The organism is Cyclobacterium qasimii M12-11B, from assembly GCF_000427295.1.
Taxonomy (GTDB): Bacteria; Bacteroidota; Bacteroidia; order Cytophagales; family Cyclobacteriaceae; genus Cyclobacterium; species Cyclobacterium qasimii.
This window is the reverse complement of sequence record NZ_ATNM01000134.1, coordinates 74,391-93,848: the sequence shown is the minus strand read 5'-3', so window position 1 is coordinate 93,848 and position 19,458 is coordinate 74,391. Positions and strand designations below refer to the sequence as shown.

The 19,458-nt window shown below is 40.5% G+C and carries 13 protein-coding genes; all 13 read left to right on the top strand.

All coding sequences use genetic code 11. The features are described 5' to 3' along the window. Positions 1-3 precede the first annotated feature (3 nt). Positions 4-1,512 carry a RagB/SusD family nutrient uptake outer membrane protein gene (locus tag ADICYQ_RS16140; RefSeq protein WP_020890727.1) on the top strand — a complete coding sequence of 503 codons (1,509 nt, stop codon included), beginning with the start codon at positions 4-6 and terminating at the stop codon, positions 1,510-1,512. 332 nt (positions 1,513-1,844) lie between these two features. Beyond that, entirely contained in the window at positions 1,845-4,937 is a 3,093-nt protein-coding gene (locus tag ADICYQ_RS16135; RefSeq protein WP_020890726.1) for a SusC/RagA family TonB-linked outer membrane protein, read from the top strand. A 29-nt stretch (positions 4,938-4,966) separates the two neighbouring features. After that, a complete protein-coding gene (locus tag ADICYQ_RS16130; RefSeq protein ID WP_040416688.1) occupies positions 4,967-6,472 on the top strand; it encodes a RagB/SusD family nutrient uptake outer membrane protein in 1,506 nt (501 codons plus the stop codon). 304 nt (positions 6,473-6,776) lie between these two features. Next, a complete protein-coding gene (locus tag ADICYQ_RS16125; RefSeq protein ID WP_040416709.1) occupies positions 6,777-9,416 on the top strand; it encodes a c-type cytochrome in 2,640 nt (879 codons plus the stop codon). 78 nt (positions 9,417-9,494) lie between these two features. Continuing rightward, positions 9,495-10,292 carry a 3-keto-disaccharide hydrolase gene (locus ADICYQ_RS16120; RefSeq protein ID WP_040416706.1) on the top strand — a complete coding sequence of 266 codons (798 nt, stop codon included), beginning with the start codon at positions 9,495-9,497 and terminating at the stop codon, positions 10,290-10,292. Between the two features lie 109 nt (positions 10,293-10,401). Beyond that, a complete protein-coding gene (locus tag ADICYQ_RS16115) occupies positions 10,402-11,469 on the top strand; it encodes an aldose 1-epimerase family protein (protein WP_020890721.1) in 1,068 nt (355 codons plus the stop codon). A 29-nt stretch (positions 11,470-11,498) separates the two neighbouring features. After that, positions 11,499-12,704: a class I mannose-6-phosphate isomerase gene (locus ADICYQ_RS16110; protein ID WP_020890720.1), complete on the top strand. Its 1,206-nt coding sequence runs from the start codon at positions 11,499-11,501 to the stop codon at positions 12,702-12,704. A gap of 168 nt (positions 12,705-12,872) precedes the next feature. After that, positions 12,873-13,904 carry a sugar phosphate isomerase/epimerase family protein gene (locus tag ADICYQ_RS16105; RefSeq protein ID WP_020890719.1) on the top strand — a complete coding sequence of 344 codons (1,032 nt, stop codon included), beginning with the start codon at positions 12,873-12,875 and terminating at the stop codon, positions 13,902-13,904. 52 nt (positions 13,905-13,956) lie between these two features. Further along, a complete protein-coding gene (locus ADICYQ_RS16100; RefSeq protein ID WP_020890718.1) occupies positions 13,957-15,117 on the top strand; it encodes a Gfo/Idh/MocA family protein in 1,161 nt (386 codons plus the stop codon). Between the two features lie 289 nt (positions 15,118-15,406). Further along, on the top strand, positions 15,407-16,294 hold the full coding sequence (locus ADICYQ_RS16095) for an EboA domain-containing protein (RefSeq protein WP_020890716.1): 888 nt from the start codon (positions 15,407-15,409) through the stop codon (positions 16,292-16,294). A 105-nt stretch (positions 16,295-16,399) separates the two neighbouring features. Next, entirely contained in the window at positions 16,400-17,311 is a 912-nt protein-coding gene (locus ADICYQ_RS16090) for a TatD family hydrolase (protein WP_020890715.1), read from the top strand. An 8-nt stretch (positions 17,312-17,319) separates the two neighbouring features. Next, a complete protein-coding gene (gene eboC / locus ADICYQ_RS16085) occupies positions 17,320-18,219 on the top strand; it encodes a UbiA-like protein EboC (RefSeq protein WP_020890714.1) in 900 nt (299 codons plus the stop codon). 70 nt (positions 18,220-18,289) lie between these two features. Then, positions 18,290-19,450 (top strand): 3-dehydroquinate synthase, encoded by a 1,161-nt coding sequence (locus ADICYQ_RS16080; protein WP_020890713.1) that lies wholly within the window; start codon positions 18,290-18,292, stop codon positions 19,448-19,450. The last annotated feature ends 8 nt before the right edge of the window (positions 19,451-19,458 follow it).

The following is a 19,458-nucleotide window of genomic DNA, read 5'->3' as shown; positions in this document are numbered from 1 at the left end:
GCTATGAAAAAATATTTGAATATAACGATCCTTTGCATAGGCGTTTTGCTATTTGGCACCGCCTGCGATGAAGAATTTCTAAATAAAACAGACCCTACAGTTTTGGTGTCAGATAATTTCTATCAGACAGAAAAACAAGTAATCCAGGCTGTAAATGGTGTTTATGGACAGTTAAGGCCCTGGCATTTGAGTCAATGGCAGTATACAGAATTTATTTCTGACAATACTACGCTTCATTTCAATCAGGGAGACAGGGGTTCAGGGCCAAGTCTTGAAGCCTTGGAATTTTGGCAGTACAATCCTTCTACCTCAAACATCACCAATTTATACAACAGTACTTACGGTATAATGGTGAATGTCAACACAACTCTTAGCAAACTACCGGAATCCAATGCTACAGACGCCGTTAAAATGAGATCAGAAGGAGAGCTTAGAATGATTAGGGCTTACCTTTATTTTCAATTGGTGCAGCATTTCGGAGATGTGATTATCATTACTGAGCCAGTAAGTTCTCCAGCTGAAGCGTTTGAGTACAGCAGGTCCCCAGTAGAAACAGTTTACGAGCAAATTCTTTCTGATTTAAACTTTGCTGTGGGTGCTTTACCTGCCAGTTATGGGTCAGATGATATCGGTAGGGTGACAAAAGGTGCTGCTTTAAGCTTACTCGGTAAGGTTTACCTGACAAGGAAAAATTACTCAGCTGCTATAGAAACCTTAAATCAGGTAACTTCTTTGGGCTATGATTTGCTTGATGATTATGCGGATGTCTTTGATCCACAAAACAAAAATCACCAGGAGTCCATATGGGATATTCAGTATCAGGGAGACAATCAATACGGTGTAAATAGTAATTTCATCTATACTTTTGCTCCTAGAGAATCTGTAGGTGCGGTTATCGATTTTCCTGGCCAAGACGGTGGCGGTTGGAATACTCCCACCAATGAGATCATAGCATTATATGAAGAAGGAGACATGAGAAAAGAAGTCTCTTTGAAAGAAGGTTATACCAGTCTTCAAGGAGAATATGTAGGGGTACCTTATATCAACAAATTCAATCATCCCCATACCATCAGAGGTGTCACCAATGACAATTGGCCTGTGATAAGGTATGCAGATGTGCTATTGATGCTCGCTGAGGCAATCAATGAAGTAGATGGGCCTACAGGAACTGCTTATGGATACCTGAATGAGATCAGAGATAGAGCAGGATTGGATCCAATAAATGGCCTTGGGAAGGATGCTTTCAGGGAAGTACTTCTGAATGAAAGAAGAATAGAACTGGCATTTGAGAACCACCGTTGGTTTGATTTGAAGCGTACCAAAACTGCAAGTGAATTGGTGACCATGCTTAATGCTTATGGATTAAGAGAGCGGGCAAATCCAACTACTTCCAGAGAAGGTATTCCATTTTCGAATAATGACTTTGTTTTTGAAGCGTTTGAATTGCTATTCCCTATACCACAGGATCAAATGAGGATAAATTCTTCATTGATACAAAACCCTGGATATTAATTTTTCTTTTGTAGCCCTCCAGAAAACGAAAGTGTTCTGGAGGGCTTTTCATTTTAAAAAGTAGTCAGAATAAAGATTCACCCTTTTGATTTTTTAGCAAGTGAGCTGTTGTGAAATTCTTTAATTTTTAATTATTCAAAATTTTATACTTTAATTGGTTATAAATATTTAAAACTAGTATATGTCTACCTGATTTGTAGGGAAAAACTTTGGGGGAGTGCTTTCAGCACAGTACAGGACAGTTATCGGAAAAATAAAGTCTTTATTGGGATTGAGTTCACCGGAAACCAGGTGAAATAGTCAATTTCCCAAATCAATTTAACCTATTCATTATGAAAAAAAATTGTTACCAATTATTGGATAGCAAGCAGCTGTTTACCCTTTTAGCTGTAATGTTATTGAGTTTCGCTTCTTATGCGCAAAGCACCGTTTCAGGTGTTGTCCGCTCTGAAGGCGATAACGAAACAATACCGGGAGTGTCGGTATTGGTAAAAGGGACTACACGAGGAACGGTTACAGACCTTGATGGTAAATTTCAGGTAGAAGCAGCCGCAGGAGAAGTCCTATCGATTAGCTATATCGGTTATTCCACTAAAGAAATAACAGTTCAAGGTGGCCAAACGCAATATGACGTTGCCCTAGTCTCTTCTATGAGTGACCTTTCTGAGGTAGTAGTAGTTGGGTATGGTAGCCAATTGAAGAAAGAAATCACTGGCTCCGTTCAAACAATATCTGGAGAGGATTTGGCAGATATGCCAGTTTCTCAGTTGGCCCAAAAATTACAAGGTCAATTGGCAGGCGTGCAAATCAATCAAACTACAGGTAGACCAGGTCAGGGCATGAATGTCCGTATCAGGGGGCAGTTATCTGTTTCAGCTGGAAGCTCTCCGCTTTATGTAGTGGATGGATTTCCAATTACAGGTGATATTGCTTCTTTAAACCCTGACGAAATTCAGGACATCACCATATTGAAAGATGCTGCTTCTACCTCACTTTACGGTTCAAGAGCTGCTAATGGAGTGGTGCTAATTACTACCAAAAGAGGTAAGGCTGGACAATCAAGCGTTTCTCTAAATGTTTATACTGGTCTTCAAAACGTGCCCCATTACAACCGTTTGGAGATGATGGATGCAGTTGAGTTTGCCCAGTTTAAGAAGGAGTACTATGAAGATGCTGGCAGAGATGTTCCTGATATGTTCCAAGATCCTTCTCAATACGTTGGTCAAACACAAGATTGGTATGATGCTTTATTAGAAACTGCACCAATTACCAATTATAACCTTACCATCAATTCTAATACAGAGAAAATGAGTACATCTGTAGTGGCAGGATATTTTGATCAGGAAGGCGTTGTGTTGAATACAGACTACGAACGTTTTTCCCTAAGGATCAATTCCGACTATACCGCTTCGGATAAGGTAAAGATTGGATTCAATCTTGCTCCTCAATACATTAGGGACAATACCCCAAGAACAGATGGGTCCAGAGGTACAGGTATTTTGTTTAATGCCCTGCATGCATGGCCAAATATGCCCATATATGATGATGAAGGTGAGTTGACTTCTTTTAACAGGTTCCCCGCCGAAACAGGTAATATCTTCGCTTATCCTAATTATGTTCGATCAGCGCTGGAAATTACCAATGAAACCAAGCAAACCAATTTGCTTTCTAATGCATATGTTCAGTATGAGCCAATTGAAGGATTGGTAGTAAAATCTAGCATAAATGCAGAAATAAGTGATAGCAAATATTTTAATTTCACACCGTCAACTGTTACCGCTGGAATAAACATAGCGCTCCCCGCTGTAGCATCTTCCATCAGGGATCATTATAACAATTTTAGTTGGTTGAATGAAAATACGGCTACCTATACCAAATCAATCAATGACCATAACTTTCAACTATTGGGAGGTTTTACCAACCAAAAATTCAGAAGAGAGAGAACCAGGGTTGCGGCAGATACCTATGCAGATGATAGGCTACCTACTATTCAGGGAGCGATTAATATCAATAGGGGTGGAACAATTTCTGATGTGCAAGAATGGTCACTAACGTCCTTCCTTTCAAGGTTGACTTACAACTTCCAAGGCAAATACTTAATGACTGCAGCCATCCGAGCTGATGGATCATCCAGGTTTGGGGCTGAAAATCGCTGGGGAGTGTTCCCATCGTTTTCTGCAGGTTGGGTATTGTCCGATGAAGGATTCTTGAATACCAGTGACAAAGTTTCATTTGCCAAGATTAGAGGTAGTTATGGTGTGACTGGTAACAATAACATTGGTAATTATACCCAATATGCATTGGTTAACAATACCCAAAATCATGTGTTTGACAATACAGTAGTTCCAGGGGCAGCGATTACGTCCTTGTCCAATCCTTTTCTTGGCTGGGAAACGACCAAGCAGTTTGATATAGGATTTGACTTGGGCTTATTGGATGACCGAATTACGTTTATCTATGATTTTTATTCCAAAAACACTTCCAACCTTTTGTACAATGTACAGATTCCTCAGGAAGCAGGATTTGGAAGCTTCACAGATAACATCGGAGAAATTAAATTCTGGGGCCATGAATTTTCTATCACTTCAAGAAATACTGAAGGTAGACTAGTTTGGACAACCAATGCCAATATCTCTTTCAATAGAAACAGGGTTGAAGCTTTGGCTGATGGGATTGACAGAGTGTATGGTTCCTACCATATCACCCAGGTAGGTCAGCCTTTTGGACAATTTTACGGTCTTAACAAACTGGGCAACTACATGAATCAAGCGGATTTGGATAACTCACCCCAAGTTCCTGGAAGATCTACAGTAGGATCTATCAAGCTTGAAGATGTCAATGGTGACGGAATAATCACACAAGGTGGTGACAATGATGACAGAACAATTATTGGTAACCCATTTCCTGATTTCACTTATGGTATCACCAATAACTTAACCTACGGAAAATGGGATTTGAGTATCATTGCTTCTGGCTCGCAAGGCAATCATTTGTACATGAGACACCTTTATAGCACGGCCAATTTAGATGGTGTGTTTAATATGGTAGCAAAAGCTACCGATCGTTTCCGTTCTCCTGAGGATCCTGGTGAAGGAATTTTCGGAACCACAGTAGGTGGAGGTAATGTGACTGGTATTGAAAGAGATTGGGCAAACAGCAATTTTGTTTACGATGCGTCCTTTTTCTCTATCAAAAACATTACACTAGGATATAACATCGGTAAAATTGCCAATGTTGTGAAATCTGCCAGAGTATATGCCTCAGTTCAGAATGTATACATCTTTACTCCCTATTGGGGAGGTCCTAACCCAGAGGTTAGCCAAGACAATGGAAGCGGAGATGGAGGGAACCTAAGCCCAGGTGTAGACCTGACCGGTTATCCTATTCCACGTACTTTTACTGTGGGCGCTAACATTACATTCTAATCAGGCTTTTTATCTTAATTTGATTAAAAATGAAAAAAATAAATATATTCATTGTGCTTTTGGGTATTATGACGTCAAGCTGCGAAGAGTTCTTGACCCTTACTCCCGAGACGGCACTAAGTTCCGCCACCTTCTATAAGACAGAAGCGGATTTTGAACAAGCTGTGAATGCAACTTATGCACCTTTACGATCCATTGCTGATGACCGTTCCTGGTTATTGAGCGAAATGAGATCGGACAATACGATCTATGCAAGGAATATCAACTTTGGAGCTACTGAACAACAGGAAGATATCTCTGATCATGCTTTGCCTGATGCTCAGGGGATAACCTCTAACGGACATGTGCTTAGTCAGTACAGACAGGATTTTCTTATCATTGCAAGAGCCAATCAGATTCTTTCGGTAATTGATGAGGTTGAATTTGATGAGACGAGTAAAGCCAACCTGAAAGGACAAGCTCTTTTCTTGAGAGGTTATGCCTATTATGAATTGGCCAGGTATTTTGGTGGAGTACCCCTTCATCTGACTCCTGTAACTACACGTGAAGAAGCCGCGCTTCCAGTCACTCCAGAAGAAGGAATATACAACCAGCTGATAAGTGATATTCAAACTTCAATTTCATTACTTCCGGTGCGCTCTAATCAGGGTGTAGGAAGAGCTTCCAAAGGGGCAGCTCAAATGTTATTGGCAGATGTTTACATTACACAGAAAAAATGGGCTGAAGCAGAGTCTTTACTTAAAGCAATTGTAAACAGTGGAGAATATGAGCTCATTGCTAACTATGAAGATGTATTCTCTGAAAGTGTTGGTAATAAAAACAATATAGAATCTTTATTTGAAGTTCAGTTTTTGGAAGGTCCAGAAGGTATGAACGGAAACTTTCTATATAGTTTTATGCCAAGACCTATTACTCCTGATGAATTACAACCTATTACCGGGACTTCAAATACCCAGGGACTTGATGGTGAAGGAAATAATATCCCTACTCCTGATGTCATCGCTGCTTTTGAAGATGGTGACAAGAGGATGGATGCTTCAATTGCGTACGTAGAGATAGCAGGAAGTGACCGTGACTATAAAGTTTATCCGTACATTAAGAAATTTGCTAAACACCATGAGTTAAATGGAAACCATGGCATAAACTGGCCAATTTATCGTTATGCCGAAGTGTTACTTTTCTTGGCGGAGTCCTTGAACGAACAAGGTAAAACTACAGAAGCTGCTGCCCTAATCAATGAAATCAGAAATAGAGCAGGCTTGGATGCTACGGCTGCTTCTAGTCAAGCAGAAATGCGTGAAGCTATCTTTAAGGAAAGAAGAGTGGAGTTTGCATTTGAAAACAAAAGATGGTTTGATATCACGAGAGCGGATCGAGTTCAGGAAATCATTGGTGCTTTTGGCCAAAAAGCCTTAGCAAACCCATTGGATTATTACTATCCAGACGGGCATACCTTTAGGTCCAATGCTTTCACTAACATCACTAAATATTATGCCCTACCTGCATCTGAAGCTGAGATTACTCCTCACTTCTAATTAGGTTTGTGCAAAGAATAAAACCCTTCGCAGGGTTTAATCCGAATTATTCAGTAGAATTCGTAGTGAGTGATTTCATCAGATAATAGAATGTCTATTGCATGTTTCGGGTTTAAGGTACAACGGAAAGCTTCATTGCTTTCCGTTGTTTTTTGGGTTTTTATGACCAAAGGTTTTATTTCAACATTATTGGTTATCATAAGCTGCAAATTTGGGTTAAATTTAAAATTGGTTTCAAGTGTGTAGTAACCTATAGGGAGTAGAGAGTTGAATTAACAATAAACTTATGTATAAAAATAAAATTATGAAGAACTGGCTAATGGCTGGATTGATCCTTTTTGTAATGGGATCATGTGGCCAAAGCGGTGGTGACCAAAAGGAGGTTCATCCTAAGGTCGCCAAATTAAAATTGCCCACAGGCTTCGAGGCGGAACACCTGTACAGCCCCGGCGACAATGACCAGGGATCTTGGGTTGGAATGACCTTCGATGATAAAAACAGACTCCTTACAGTGGATCAATATGGAGCTATCTATCGTTTGGAAGTGCCAGCTATAGGATCAGATTCTCTTGCTCCTGCAGTTGAAAAGCTAAAAATTGGAGCCAATGGAGACAACAAAATAGGAATGGGTTATGCTCAGGGACTTTTGTATGCCTTTAACAGCTTATACGTGATGGTAAACCATCGTGCCAATGAGGATTTTGACAAAAGTACAGGTATGTACAGGTTGCAGGACACCAATGGAGATGATCAGTTTGATAAAATCACTACAATAAAAGAATTTACAGGTAGCCCTGGAGAACATGGTCCGCACAGTATGGTCGTTTCTCCTGATGGGAAATCTATTTATATTGTTGTGGGTAACCACATAGATGTACCTGAAATGGATCGTTATAGAATTCCTCGCGTTTGGGAAAATGACAACTTGATTCCAGAAATCAAGGATCCTAGAGGTCATGCCAACAGCAGAGGAGCACCAGGAGGATGGGTTGCTAAAATTGATCCAGAAGGAAAAGAATGGGAGTTAATCAGTGTAGGATATAGAAACCCATTTGATGTTGCCTTCAATGAAGTAGGCGATTTGTTTACTTATGATTCTGATATGGAATGGGACTTTGGTATGCCATGGTACCGTCCTACTAGGATCAATCATGTTACCAGTGGTAGTGAATATGGCTGGAGAACAGGTAATATGAAATGGTCACCTGATTATACAGACAACCTTCCGGCAGTACTGAATATTGGCCAGGGTTCTCCTACGAATGTTTTTTACGGTAGCAAAGCCAAATTTCCTGAAGAATACCGGAATGCATTGTATGCTTTCGATTGGAGTTTTGGTATCATGTATAAAATTAACCTTACACCAAATGGAGGATCTTATTCCGCTACTGGTGAGGAATTTATTTCAGGTTCACCGCTACCATTAACTGATGGTGTGATCGGGCCAGATGGTGCTTTGTATTTTATGACTGGTGGAAGACGCCTTGAGTCTGACGTGTATAGGGTTCATTATACCGGAGATTTGAGTGGCGACAGTAAAGGTGGATTAACAGAAGCTGACCTTCCTGAAGAACACAAAATCCGAAGAAGTCTTGAAGCATATCATACTGGTGCAAAATCCGGCGCGATTGATTTTGCTTGGCCATACCTAAGTCATAGCGACAGGTTTGTGCAATATGCTGCAAGGATAGCTGTAGAACATCAACCACTTTCAGAGTGGCAAAGTAAAGCATTGAATGAAACCAACCCAAGAGCCTTGACTCAGGCCATTATTGCCTTGGCAAGACATGGAAATGCTTCTCAAAGAAATGAAATGGTACAATCTTTAATGAGATTGGATTTCGAAACCTTAAGTGAAGAGGATCAAATGAACTTGTCCAGAGCATTTGAAGTGGTTATTGCCAGACACGGCAATCCTTCAGGTTCTGTAAGGGATCAATTGGTTGGCTATTTGGATGCTCAGTTTCCTGCTGGAACAAACGAGATTAATAGGGTAATGGGCAAAGTATTGGTAAAATTGGAAGCACCTACTGCCGTGCCTAAATTATTGGGTATGTTGAAGGAGGCTAAGGATGACCCTAACTTTCAGAAAACGCTTACCGCTTCTTCTGACTTGATCATGAGGAACCCTCAGTATGGACTAGATATAGCCAATATGCTTGCCAATGTTCCTCCTGCACAACAAACTTACCTGGCAACAGTGCTTGGTGGAGCCAAAGCAGGATGGGATGATGCTTCTTACGAAGAATATTTCACCTGGACCAATAATGCTTTTCAGTATAAAGGTGGAAGAAGTTATGTAGGCTTTATTGACAGGGCAAGAAAGATGGCCCTTAGTACCGTTCCAAAAGCCAAGTTTGATCATTATGACGCACTTTCAGGAGGAAAAAGACTTTCAGGTTCTGGAAATGAGATCGTAGAGACGACTGTTCAGCCTGAAGGTCCTGGTAAAAGATGGACAGTAGAAGAAGCCGCTCCTTTGGTAGCGGATCTTAAAGGTAGAGACCTGGAAAAAGGCAAGGCGATGTTTGGAGCTACGCTTTGTATATCTTGTCACGCCATGGGTGGAGAAGGTGGATCTGTTGGTCCAGACCTTACTCAACTTGGTACCAGGTTCAGTCCTAAAGATATTCTTGAAGCTACAATCAATCCAAATGATGTAATTTCTGATCAATATGCCGCCATGGTATTTGTGATGGGAGACAAATCATCGGTTGTAGGTAGACTTTTAAGAGAAGATGAGACTACTTATTATATTTCACAAAATCCTTTTTCTCCAGATATGATTGTGGAGGTTGCAAAGGATAAAGTGACTAGTACCAAGGAGTCTGAAGTATCTGTGATGCTTCCAGGTTTGGTCAATCGACTCAATGAAGAAGAGTTGAAAGATTTGATGGCCTACCTTGTGTCAGGAGGTAAGCCGGATCACGAAGTTTATAAATAATTACAACAAATAAAAAATGCTTTTCAGGCCAGACAAATTTTGTTTGGCCTGAAAACTTTCACCCTAAATCAGCACCAAATGAAAAACATATTTAAAATAACTTCACTGGTTGCCATTTCATCACTGACTTTTTCCTGTGGTTCAGGTCAGCAAAAGGATGAGGCGGCTACAGCCAATGAAGAAGTTGCCGTTGTAGTAGATGACAATGATGGCTTTGAAAAGATTTTTGATGGCGAGACACTCAATGGTTGGGATGGAGATGCCACCTACTGGAGGGTAGAGGACGGATCGATAGTAGGTGAAATCACCGAAGCTACCAAATTGGATAGAAACCATTTTATAGTTTATCAAGGAGGACAACCTGCAGATTTTGAGTTTAAAGCAGAATTTAAAATAACGGAGGCAGGTAACTCAGGTGTTAATTACAGAAGTGATGCAGTGGAAGGACTAGAACATGCCTTAAAAGGATATCAAGCAGATATTGATGGCAAAAATAATTACACTGGCCAGAATTACGAAGAGCGAAAAAGAACTACCCTTGCCTATATAGGTCAGGAAACCAAAATCAATCCGCAGGAAAAAGAAGGTGATCTTAGGGCAAATGTAGAAAAGAATGCTTGGTTGGGACTTGAAGTAGTGAAAGAACTAGGAGATCGTGACGAAATGAGAAAAGTCGTGAAATCAAATGATTGGAACGAAATACGAATTGTAGCAAAAGGAAATCGTTTGCAACATTATATCAACGGAACCCTAATGAGTGATGTGACAGATGTAGATCCAGCCAACAGCTCTTCTAAAGGTTATTTGGGCATGCAGGTACATGTAGGACCACCTATGCAGGTAGCCTATCGCAATATCTATTTGAAAAATCTTTAATTTGCTGCGATTTCTGATAGGACTACTTGGTCCTTGAACTAATCTGAAAAAAATCAGGGCAGGATCTCATTCAGGAAAACTATTTTAAAGAAATTAAGCTTGCAAAACTATGGATGCAAAAAATCAGCGCTGGAGAGGGAAAGTAGGTAATGTGCGACAAATTGGAGGTATTGAGACATCGATACTGGACAATGGAACTGGAAAAGGAGTAAGAATCGCCAATATCGATACAGGTGCAGGTTTTCGTTATCAGCTTGTTTTGGACAGGGCCATGGACATCTCCTCCGCTCAATTTGCTGGGCATGGGCTGTCTTGGATAAGCCATGTAGGCATTACTCCGCCAGCACCATTTACTACTGATGGAATAGATTGGTTGAGTACTTTTGGTGGGGGATTACTCACTACTTGTGGGCTTTCTCATGTAGGAGGACCAGAAAATGATGCACAAGGAAAACGCGGTTTACACGGTCGGATTTCCAATAATCCTGCAGAAATCATTGCGATCAAGCAACCGGATATTCAAACCGGCGACCTTGAAATGCACATAACTGGATTAATAAGAGAGTGTAGTGTATTCGGACCTAACCTTTTATTGAAAAGGACCATTTCTGGAATTTTAGGGCAACCCTATCTTAAAATATCAGATGAAGTCACCAATATATCCAATGTTGAAGCACCTCATATGCTGTTGTACCATGTGAATTTCGGATGGCCACTGGTAGATGAAGGAACTCAAATACTTTGGAATGGAACATGGGAGGAGCGAAATGGCGATCCCAAAAATAGAATTTTTAATAAAGACAATGATTTTAAATCCTGCCCAGCCCCAATGCAAGAGCACAGCGGTTTTGGAGAGGATGTGGCCTTTATCAAGCCAACGCCTGAGTCAGATGACAGATGTAGGGCCGGATTGTTCAATCCCTCCTTGGGCTTTGCATTTAGGATGACTTTTGATAGCAAACAATTGCCTTGGCTGATCAACTGGCAACATTGGGGTGAGAATGAATATGTAACAGCATTGGAACCAGGTACCAACCCACCAAATGGGCAGGCCCAAGCCAGAGAAGATGGCACACTTATACTATTGAAGCCTGGAGAAAAAAGACAATACGAATTGGTATTTGATATCTTGACAAATAAGAAGAAAATACAGTCATTTGTAGATAACAACAAGTAATAAATTAACAATAAATCAAAATAGAACCTATGAGTTTGGCAAAAAAAGCATTAGAAGAAGGACAGGGGATTTTGCGTCTGGCCCCTACTTGGGTGCCTAGATCTTTTTGTGTACCCGGAAGAAGAATAAAACTTCATCCTGATGATTATTATGTTTTGGGTGGAGAAAGAGGAGGTATCGATGAAAGATGGTTTTCATCTACCTGCCCTGCTGAAAACGGTCCACTTACTGGAGAGCATGAAGGCTTGAGTAAAGTGGTCTTAGGAGAAGATGGAAAAGAAGAGCAAATTTTACTGAAAGATGTTATTGATGAGTTGAAAGGCGAAATCATTGGCGACAGAATTTGGGATGAATACCAAAGCTGGCCAATGTATTCAAAGTTTTTTGACAATATGGGGCCATTGCCTCACCACATTCATCACAATGATGAGCATGCTGCCAAAATCGGCATGAAAGGCAAGCCGGAAGCTTATTATTTCCCACCTCAATTGAATAACCATGGTGGTGATTTCCCTTATACCTTTTTTGGTATAGCACCAGGTACTTCCAAAGAACAAATCAAGGAGTGTCTTAAGAACTTTAACAAAGGAGACAATAAAATCACTAGTTTCTCTCAGGCTTTCAAACTTGATCCTGGAACTGGTTGGGATGTTCCTCCGGGAATGCTACACGCCCCTGGAAGTATGTGTACTTATGAGCCTCAAAAAGCATCGGATGTTTTTGCCATGTACCAGTCTCTGGTAAATGAAGCCATTATTCCTGAAGAATTACTTTGGAAGGGAACTCCTAAAGAAAGAATTGGTGATTATGACCAATTGATGGAAGTTATTGATTGGGATTTGAATGTGGACCCTAATATTTTGGAAACCCGATTTATGGCTCCTGTTCCTGTTTCTGATGCTGCAGAAATGGAAGCTGCTGGATACATTGAAAACTGGATATGTTACCGTTCAGAAGCATTTAGTGCCAAAGAATTGACAGTACTTCCTGGACAAACAGTAGTCATTAAAGACAGTGCTGCTTATGGTATGATCATGATGCAAGGTCATGGTACTATGGGTGCCTGGGACATTGAAACACCTTCTTTGATTCGTTATGGTCAATTGACTCATGATGAATATTTTGTTACTGAAAAAGCAGCAAAAGAAGGAGTGAAAATCACCAATCAGTCTAAAACTGACCCTATAGTGATGCTGAAACATTTCGGCCCTAAAAATCCTGATTTGAAAATGTAGAAACAAAAAGATAACTATTGGAAACCGCCTTAGAATGGTATTCCAATAGTTATTTATTAAATTGAGGTGAAAATATAAAAGGTTAAACTTTAAGTTTAATTTTCATCTTAAGGTTTCAATTTTTTATTGTGATTTAAATTAATTATTCATTGCTAACCATATAAAATTATGTCCCAAAATAATTTTCCAAAGTTACATAATGCAACATGGCCTGGAATAGTAGGGAAAGGTCCTGATTCTGAGCCAATCATTTCTTTTGATGAGATGTTACAAAACACCGCAAATGCCGAAGTGAATGGCGTGAAGTTTGACGGTGTGGATATAGGACTTTTTGATCCTCATGTCGACCTGGACATGAATGATGATGGTGTTAAAAAATTAGCGGACAAGGTTTCATCCCTTGGACTAGAAATAGGAAGTGTAGTAGCACCTATCTGGGGAGGCCCGATTCTAGGAACCAAAGAAGACAGGGTAGTTTACCTGGATATGCTTGAAAAATCCTGTAAGCTTGCCAAAAAATTAAGAGAGATAGGTGTAAGACCAAATGGTATCGTCAGAATAGACACCGCGAGTAGCCCGGAAGTATGGGCAAAAGATCCAAAAGGAAGCCAAAAAATAATAGTGGAAACCCTAAAAGAAGCAGCGCAAATTGCTGAAGGTTATGGGGAAAAACTTGCCGCAGAAGGAGAGATTTGCTGGGGAGGTATGCAAAGTTGGAAGACCATGCTCGAAACACTTGAATCGGTGAATAGCCCTTTCCTAGGTTTTCAGGCAGACATGGCCCACACCTTATTGTATACATTGGGATACAATTACCCAGAGCATAGAATGCTTCCAGAAGGATACGATTGGAAAGACAAATCTGTTTGGAAAGCAGCGCTAAAGGAAATGACAGATGCATTGAGACCATGGACGATTGATTTCCATGTTGCTCAAAATGATGCTACTGTATTTGGATCTGGTTCGCATGACAAAACAGGTAGACATTGCCTGGCCGATGACCCTAACGGTAAATTGGATATTGCTGAAGATGCTGGCTATTGGTTACGTGATGAAAAAGGCGAATTGACCAAAGCCTTCAAACACATTTGCTGGGATGGTTGTATGTTCCCAAATCAAGTAATGAAAGAAGGAAGTACCTGGAACAATATCCTGGCAGCATTGATATCTGTCAGAGAGAAACATGGATGGAAAGAGTAGTGTGAAGCAGCTCGATTCATTTGCAATTGATTAGCACCCAAAATATTTAAACATGTCAGAAAAAAAGCAAATAAGAATAGGATTGATAGGTACGGGCCTCATGGGCAGAATCCATACCAACGGATATAAAAGATTGGGAGATTTTTTCCCTGAATATGAGTACCGTCCAGTTTTACAAGCAGCTTGCTCCAGAAGGGAAGAAAAAATCAAGGAATTTGCCGAGCAATGGGGTTATGCTTCTTATGAAACAGATTGGAAAAAGATGATTGAAAGGGATGATATAGATGCGATTGATATCTGTACCCCTAACAATACCCATGCTGAAATAGCCATAGCAGCTGCAAAAGCTGGGAAAATGATTCTCTGTGAAAAACCGCTGTCTAGAACCCTTGAAGAAGCGGAAGAAATGGTTAAAGTTATCGAGGAAACTGGTGTAAAAAATACTGTATGGTACAATTACAGAAGAGTGCCAGCGGTAACTTTGGCAAAACAAATAATTGACTCTGGAAAATTAGGTAAGATCTTCCATTATAGGGCCAACTTTCTTCAGGATTGGACGATAAGCCCTGATTTGCCACAAGGTGGAGATGCACTTTGGAGACTGGATGCAGCAGCAGCAGGATCAGGAGTGACAGGTGATCTTTTGGCGCATTGTATAGATACTGCCATGTGGCTTAATGGAGGCATCAAAGATGTTTCTGGTATGACTGAGACCTTTATCAAGGAAAGGGTACACCAGGGAAGCGGTGAAAAACAGAAGGTAGAAATAGATGATGCTTGTGCATTCCATTGCCATTTTTCCAATGGTTCATTGGGTCTTTTTGAAGCCACCCGCTATGCGAGAGGCCATAAAGCCCTTTACACTTTTGAAATAAATGGCGAACATGCTTCGATTCGATGGGATTTACACGACTTGAATAGATTGGAATATTTTGATCACAACGATGAGCCTCAGGTTAGAGGTTGGCGTTCCATTCACGTTACTGAAGGCGATCAACCTTATATGGATCGCTGGTGGATTCCTGGAACAAGTATTGGCTATGAACATTCCTTTATTCATCAGGTAGCAGATTTCTTCAAGAGCCTTGAAGGAGATGAGCCTTGTCGCCCAACATTTAGAGATGCGTATGAAACCCAGAAGGTCTGTGAGGCTGTTCTAGATTCTGCAAGGTCCAAAAGTTGGAAAGATACAGGCGTTGATTGGAAAGGATAATCCTTAAAAAAATCATTTAAGGCATTAATTAAAGCCAAGTCATTCAGTTTCGAAATGACTTGGCTTTTTTTGCTGAAAAGGACAATAAATATTCCTTGTCACTTCTTAGCTTCTTGTAGATAGCGATAATTGTTCCTGTTAGGAATATTTCTTCCTCAATGATCTCGTCCCACTAAATTCTTTTCTTAGAAGGGTAAAAGATCCTGTTTTTCCTTTATGATTGTTCTCATGTTCAAAAAACTGGAATGGAATAAATGTTATATTTGTAAATAACAAAAAGCCGAAAAGTATGAAAAGCATTTCATCCACCATAGGATTTCTAAAAAGAAACTTAGAGGCGACAGCTGCCTCAGAGGGCATGGATTGGTTGGGAATTCAGGTAGGCAAGATTAAAGCGGATAAAGGTTCAATGAAGCTTTTTTTATCCTTTAGTCAGGCATCCCGTCATTTTACCAAAAATCCATTAAACTTATCAAATCAAGACTTGCAAGAAGCAGGGGAAATCAGAACAGGTTTCTCTCCGAAGAATTGGACCAGCCTGCAAACGGCAAGGGTACTGTTGGTGTTGGAAGCATTGTCTGAGGACAGTGAAAAATGGCTTGGAGATATCGAAAAGCTTTTTGAATCAGCAGACATTCATGAGCAAGAAGCTTTGTATGCAGCCTTGCCAATTTATCCTTTTCAGGAAAAGTTTGTGAAGCGTGCGGCCGAAGGACTTCGAAGCAATATGACCTCGGTTTTTGATGCTATAGCATTGAATAACCCCTACCCATCAGATTATCTAGCAGAACAGGCTTGGAACCAGATGGTTTTGAAGGCCATTTTTATGCAACGACCTCTCTATCCGATTATAGGAATTGACCAACGACTCAATAGTAACTTGGCCAAAACTTTGGTTGATTATGTCCATGAACGTTGGTCTGCTAACAGAAATGTAATTCCAGAATTGTGGCGATTTGTTACGCCATTTGTAGATGATGAAATCGTTGGCCTCTTGAAAAAGGTATGGGAAAATGGTGATACTTTGGAAAAATCCGCGGTAGGCTTGACTTGCTATCACAGTGAAAACCCAGCTGCCAAAGGGCTTTTGGATAAGTATCCGGAAATAAGAAATAAAATAGAGAAAGGAGAGATAGGTTGGGAGCAAATAGGCAAAGACTATGAAGCAAAAAACTAATTCATTGTAATAGTTTGCCGTTTTCACTTGAAATTCTCCGTTCATTTGTAATCGTTATGATTTGCATTTAATTTAACATAGGTTAGCATATAAATTTGAAGCGTTATGATGTACATAGATCCACATATACATGTTACTTCCAGGACTACTGACGATTATGAAGCCATGCAAAAAGCTGGAATCGTAGCTGTCATTGAGCCTGCATTTTGGTTAGGACAAGCCAGGACTAAAATAGGAAGTTTTCAGGATTATTTTAGTAGCCTTGTTGGTTGGGAACGTTTTCGTGCCAAACAATTTGGGATAGTGCATTATTGCACCATGGGACTCAATTCACGGGAAGCCAATAATGTAGCCTTGGCCGAGGAAGTAATGGAACTCCTTCCCCTTTACGTAAGCAAAGAAGGTGTTGTAGCCATCGGTGAGATTGGTTATGATGATCAAACTGAAGCTGAAGATAGGTTTTATCGCCTACAATTAGAACTGGCAAAAGAAGTAGACTTGCCAGTAATGATTCATACCCCGCATAGGGACAAAAAGAAAGGCACCATCAGAAGCATGGATGTGAGTGAAGAGCACGGTTTGGCTCCTGGGATGGTTATTGTAGATCATAACAATGAGGAAACTGCGAAAGATGTGCTTGACAGAGGTTATTGGGCAGCGTTTACAATTTATCCTCACACCAAAATGGGTAGCGAGAGAATGGTTGACATTGTTCGTCAATATGGTCCAGAAAGAATCATTGTAAACAGTGCCGCTGATTGGGGCATAAGTGACCCACTGGCCGTTCCCAAAACTGCCAATCTAATGCGTGAAAAAGGAATTCCTGAAGAGCATATCAAAATGACTTGTTATGGAAATGCGCTTAAAGCCTATGGGCAAAGCGGACAGATGGATGAAAAGGATTGGTTAGAAAAAGAGCCTATCGATCAAACCAAAAAAATGGGGGGGAACACTGTATTGAGAGGTGGACAAAATCCTCGTATAGAAAATGATTCATCCAACATTATAGAGAATTAAATACACAGATGTCATCTATTATTGCGCACATCAGACTAACCAGACCCGCCAATATTGTCACCGCAATAGCGGACATTTTAGCGGGTGCTGCCATTTCAGGAGCAGTTTACCTCCTATTACAAGAAATGGATGTCACAATCTTAAAATCCATCGGTTGGTTGGTGCTTGCTACCATCGGTTTATATGGTGGAGGTGTAGCCTTTAATGATGTCTTTGATGCTGAATTGGACAGGGTTGAAAGGCCCGAACGGCCCATTCCCAGTGGTCTTGCAACTGTCAAGAGTGCGGGACTTATGGCCTTCCTATTGCTTTTAATTGGCGTATTGGCAGCTTGGCAAGTAAGTGGTTTTTCTGCCTTTATTGCTATATCAGTTGCCTCGCTAGCCGTTTTGTACGATGCTTGGGGAAAGCATCAAAATATATTCGGACCTATCAATATGGGGCTATGCCGAGCTGGAAACTTGTTGCTAGGGATGAGTTTGATAGAAGGGGCGGTAGAAACCTATTGGTACATCGGTCTTATACCTTTGCTCTATGTGTCAGCCATTACGATGGTGAGTCGTGGAGAAGTCCATGGAAAAAATACTACAGCGCTAAAAGCAGGTTTGGTGATTTATGGGATTATTGTAGTATCCATTTTTCTACTGGCCTATATGAATATCGAAAATTGGTGGGAAAGCCTGCCATTTCTGGCTTTACTAAGCTATTTTATTTTTCCGCCATTAATTAAAGCATTGAAATATAAGGAGCCTTCATTAATCGGTAGGTCTGTTAAAGCAGCAGTTTTAGCCTTAATTATTGTAAATGCGACAATGGCAGCCGCTTTTGCGGGCTGGATAGTAGGGTTGGTAATTTTACTATTATTACCGTTATCTTTGCAACTGGCCAAGGGTTTTGCGGTTACCTAGTGAACCAAAAAATGGTTAGAATACTTATATAATAGGAAGCAAAAGGTTCCTCGGGACAATCATAAATAAAATGAATAAAGTGGCACATAAATCAATTGAACAAGTTTTCAGTGTTCCTTTCAGTTACGAAGTGTTTTTTACAAAAGCATTGTTTTCATTGAATAACAATCTTTTTGCAGACTTGGTAAGTGGGCATAAAGTCCCTAAAGTTTATTTTGTTTTGGATGAGGGAGTGGTAAACACCCACCCTGATCTGATTACGGAAATAGAAAGCTATTCTGAGAAAAACAGCCAGGTTTTTACTTTATGTGCAGCCCCATTGGTAATTCCAGGTGGCGAGCAGGTGAAAAACAACCAACAATACTTTCAGGATATACTTAAAGCTACGGATGAGTATGGTATTGACAGACACTCCTACATTGTTGGTCTTGGTGGTGGTGCGCTGTTGGATATGGTTGGTTTTGCAGCAACTGTTGCACATAGAGGAATTAGACATATCAGAATCCCAACTACAGTCCTATCCCAGAATGATTCAGGTATAGGTGTTAAAAATGGAATCAATGCCTATGGTAAAAAGAATTACCTGGGGACATTTGCACCACCTTATGCAGTTATCAATGACAGTGATTTCTTACAAACACTGGAGCCTAGGGATTGGAGATCTGGTATTTCTGAAGCGTTAAAAGTGGCTCTTATCAAAGATGCTTCTTTCTTCGTCTGGATAGAAGGACAGGTAGCTGACCTTTTGGACAGGGATAATCCTGCAATGGAAGACTTGATTTACCGTTGTGCACAAATGCACATGGATCATATCGCTTCAGGAGATGCTTTCGAAAGTGGCTCTTCCAGGCCATTGGACTTTGGTCATTGGGCGGCACATAAGCTAGAGCATCTTACTGACTATAGGGTTAGACATGGTGAGGCTGTTGCCATAGGGATAGCATTGGATACGACTTACTCCTTTTTGTCAGGAATGCTTTCTGAGAATGAATTGAACCGAGTGTTGAAAGTGATAACTCACTTGGGATTTGATTTATACCTGCCAGAATTGTCTGGAGAGGTATTGCTTAAAGGACTTGAAGAGTTTAGAGAACATTTAGGTGGAGAGCTGACCATCATGCTTTTAGATAAAATTGGACATGGCGTTGAAGTACATGATATGGACAATTCTCTAATTATAGAAGCAGTAGAAAGACTTAAAAATTTACAACTTGAACACCTAAAGGCCTGATTAAGGCT

Coding starts and splice junctions, on each gene's coding strand:
- ADICYQ_RS16140 (WP_020890727.1), top strand. CDS start 4: ATGAAAAAATATTTGAATATAACGATCCTTTGCATAGGCGTTTTGCTA.
- ADICYQ_RS16135 (WP_020890726.1), top strand. CDS start 1,845: ATGAAAAAAAATTGTTACCAATTATTGGATAGCAAGCAGCTGTTTACC.
- ADICYQ_RS16130 (WP_040416688.1), top strand. CDS start 4,967: ATGAAAAAAATAAATATATTCATTGTGCTTTTGGGTATTATGACGTCA.
- ADICYQ_RS16125 (WP_040416709.1), top strand. CDS start 6,777: ATGAAGAACTGGCTAATGGCTGGATTGATCCTTTTTGTAATGGGATCA.
- ADICYQ_RS16120 (WP_040416706.1), top strand. CDS start 9,495: ATGAAAAACATATTTAAAATAACTTCACTGGTTGCCATTTCATCACTG.
- ADICYQ_RS16115 (WP_020890721.1), top strand. CDS start 10,402: ATGGATGCAAAAAATCAGCGCTGGAGAGGGAAAGTAGGTAATGTGCGA.
- ADICYQ_RS16110 (WP_020890720.1), top strand. CDS start 11,499: ATGAGTTTGGCAAAAAAAGCATTAGAAGAAGGACAGGGGATTTTGCGT.
- ADICYQ_RS16105 (WP_020890719.1), top strand. CDS start 12,873: ATGTCCCAAAATAATTTTCCAAAGTTACATAATGCAACATGGCCTGGA.
- ADICYQ_RS16100 (WP_020890718.1), top strand. CDS start 13,957: ATGTCAGAAAAAAAGCAAATAAGAATAGGATTGATAGGTACGGGCCTC.
- ADICYQ_RS16095 (WP_020890716.1), top strand. CDS start 15,407: ATGAAAAGCATTTCATCCACCATAGGATTTCTAAAAAGAAACTTAGAG.
- ADICYQ_RS16090 (WP_020890715.1), top strand. CDS start 16,400: ATGATGTACATAGATCCACATATACATGTTACTTCCAGGACTACTGAC.
- eboC (WP_020890714.1), top strand. CDS start 17,320: ATGTCATCTATTATTGCGCACATCAGACTAACCAGACCCGCCAATATT.
- ADICYQ_RS16080 (WP_020890713.1), top strand. CDS start 18,290: ATGAATAAAGTGGCACATAAATCAATTGAACAAGTTTTCAGTGTTCCT.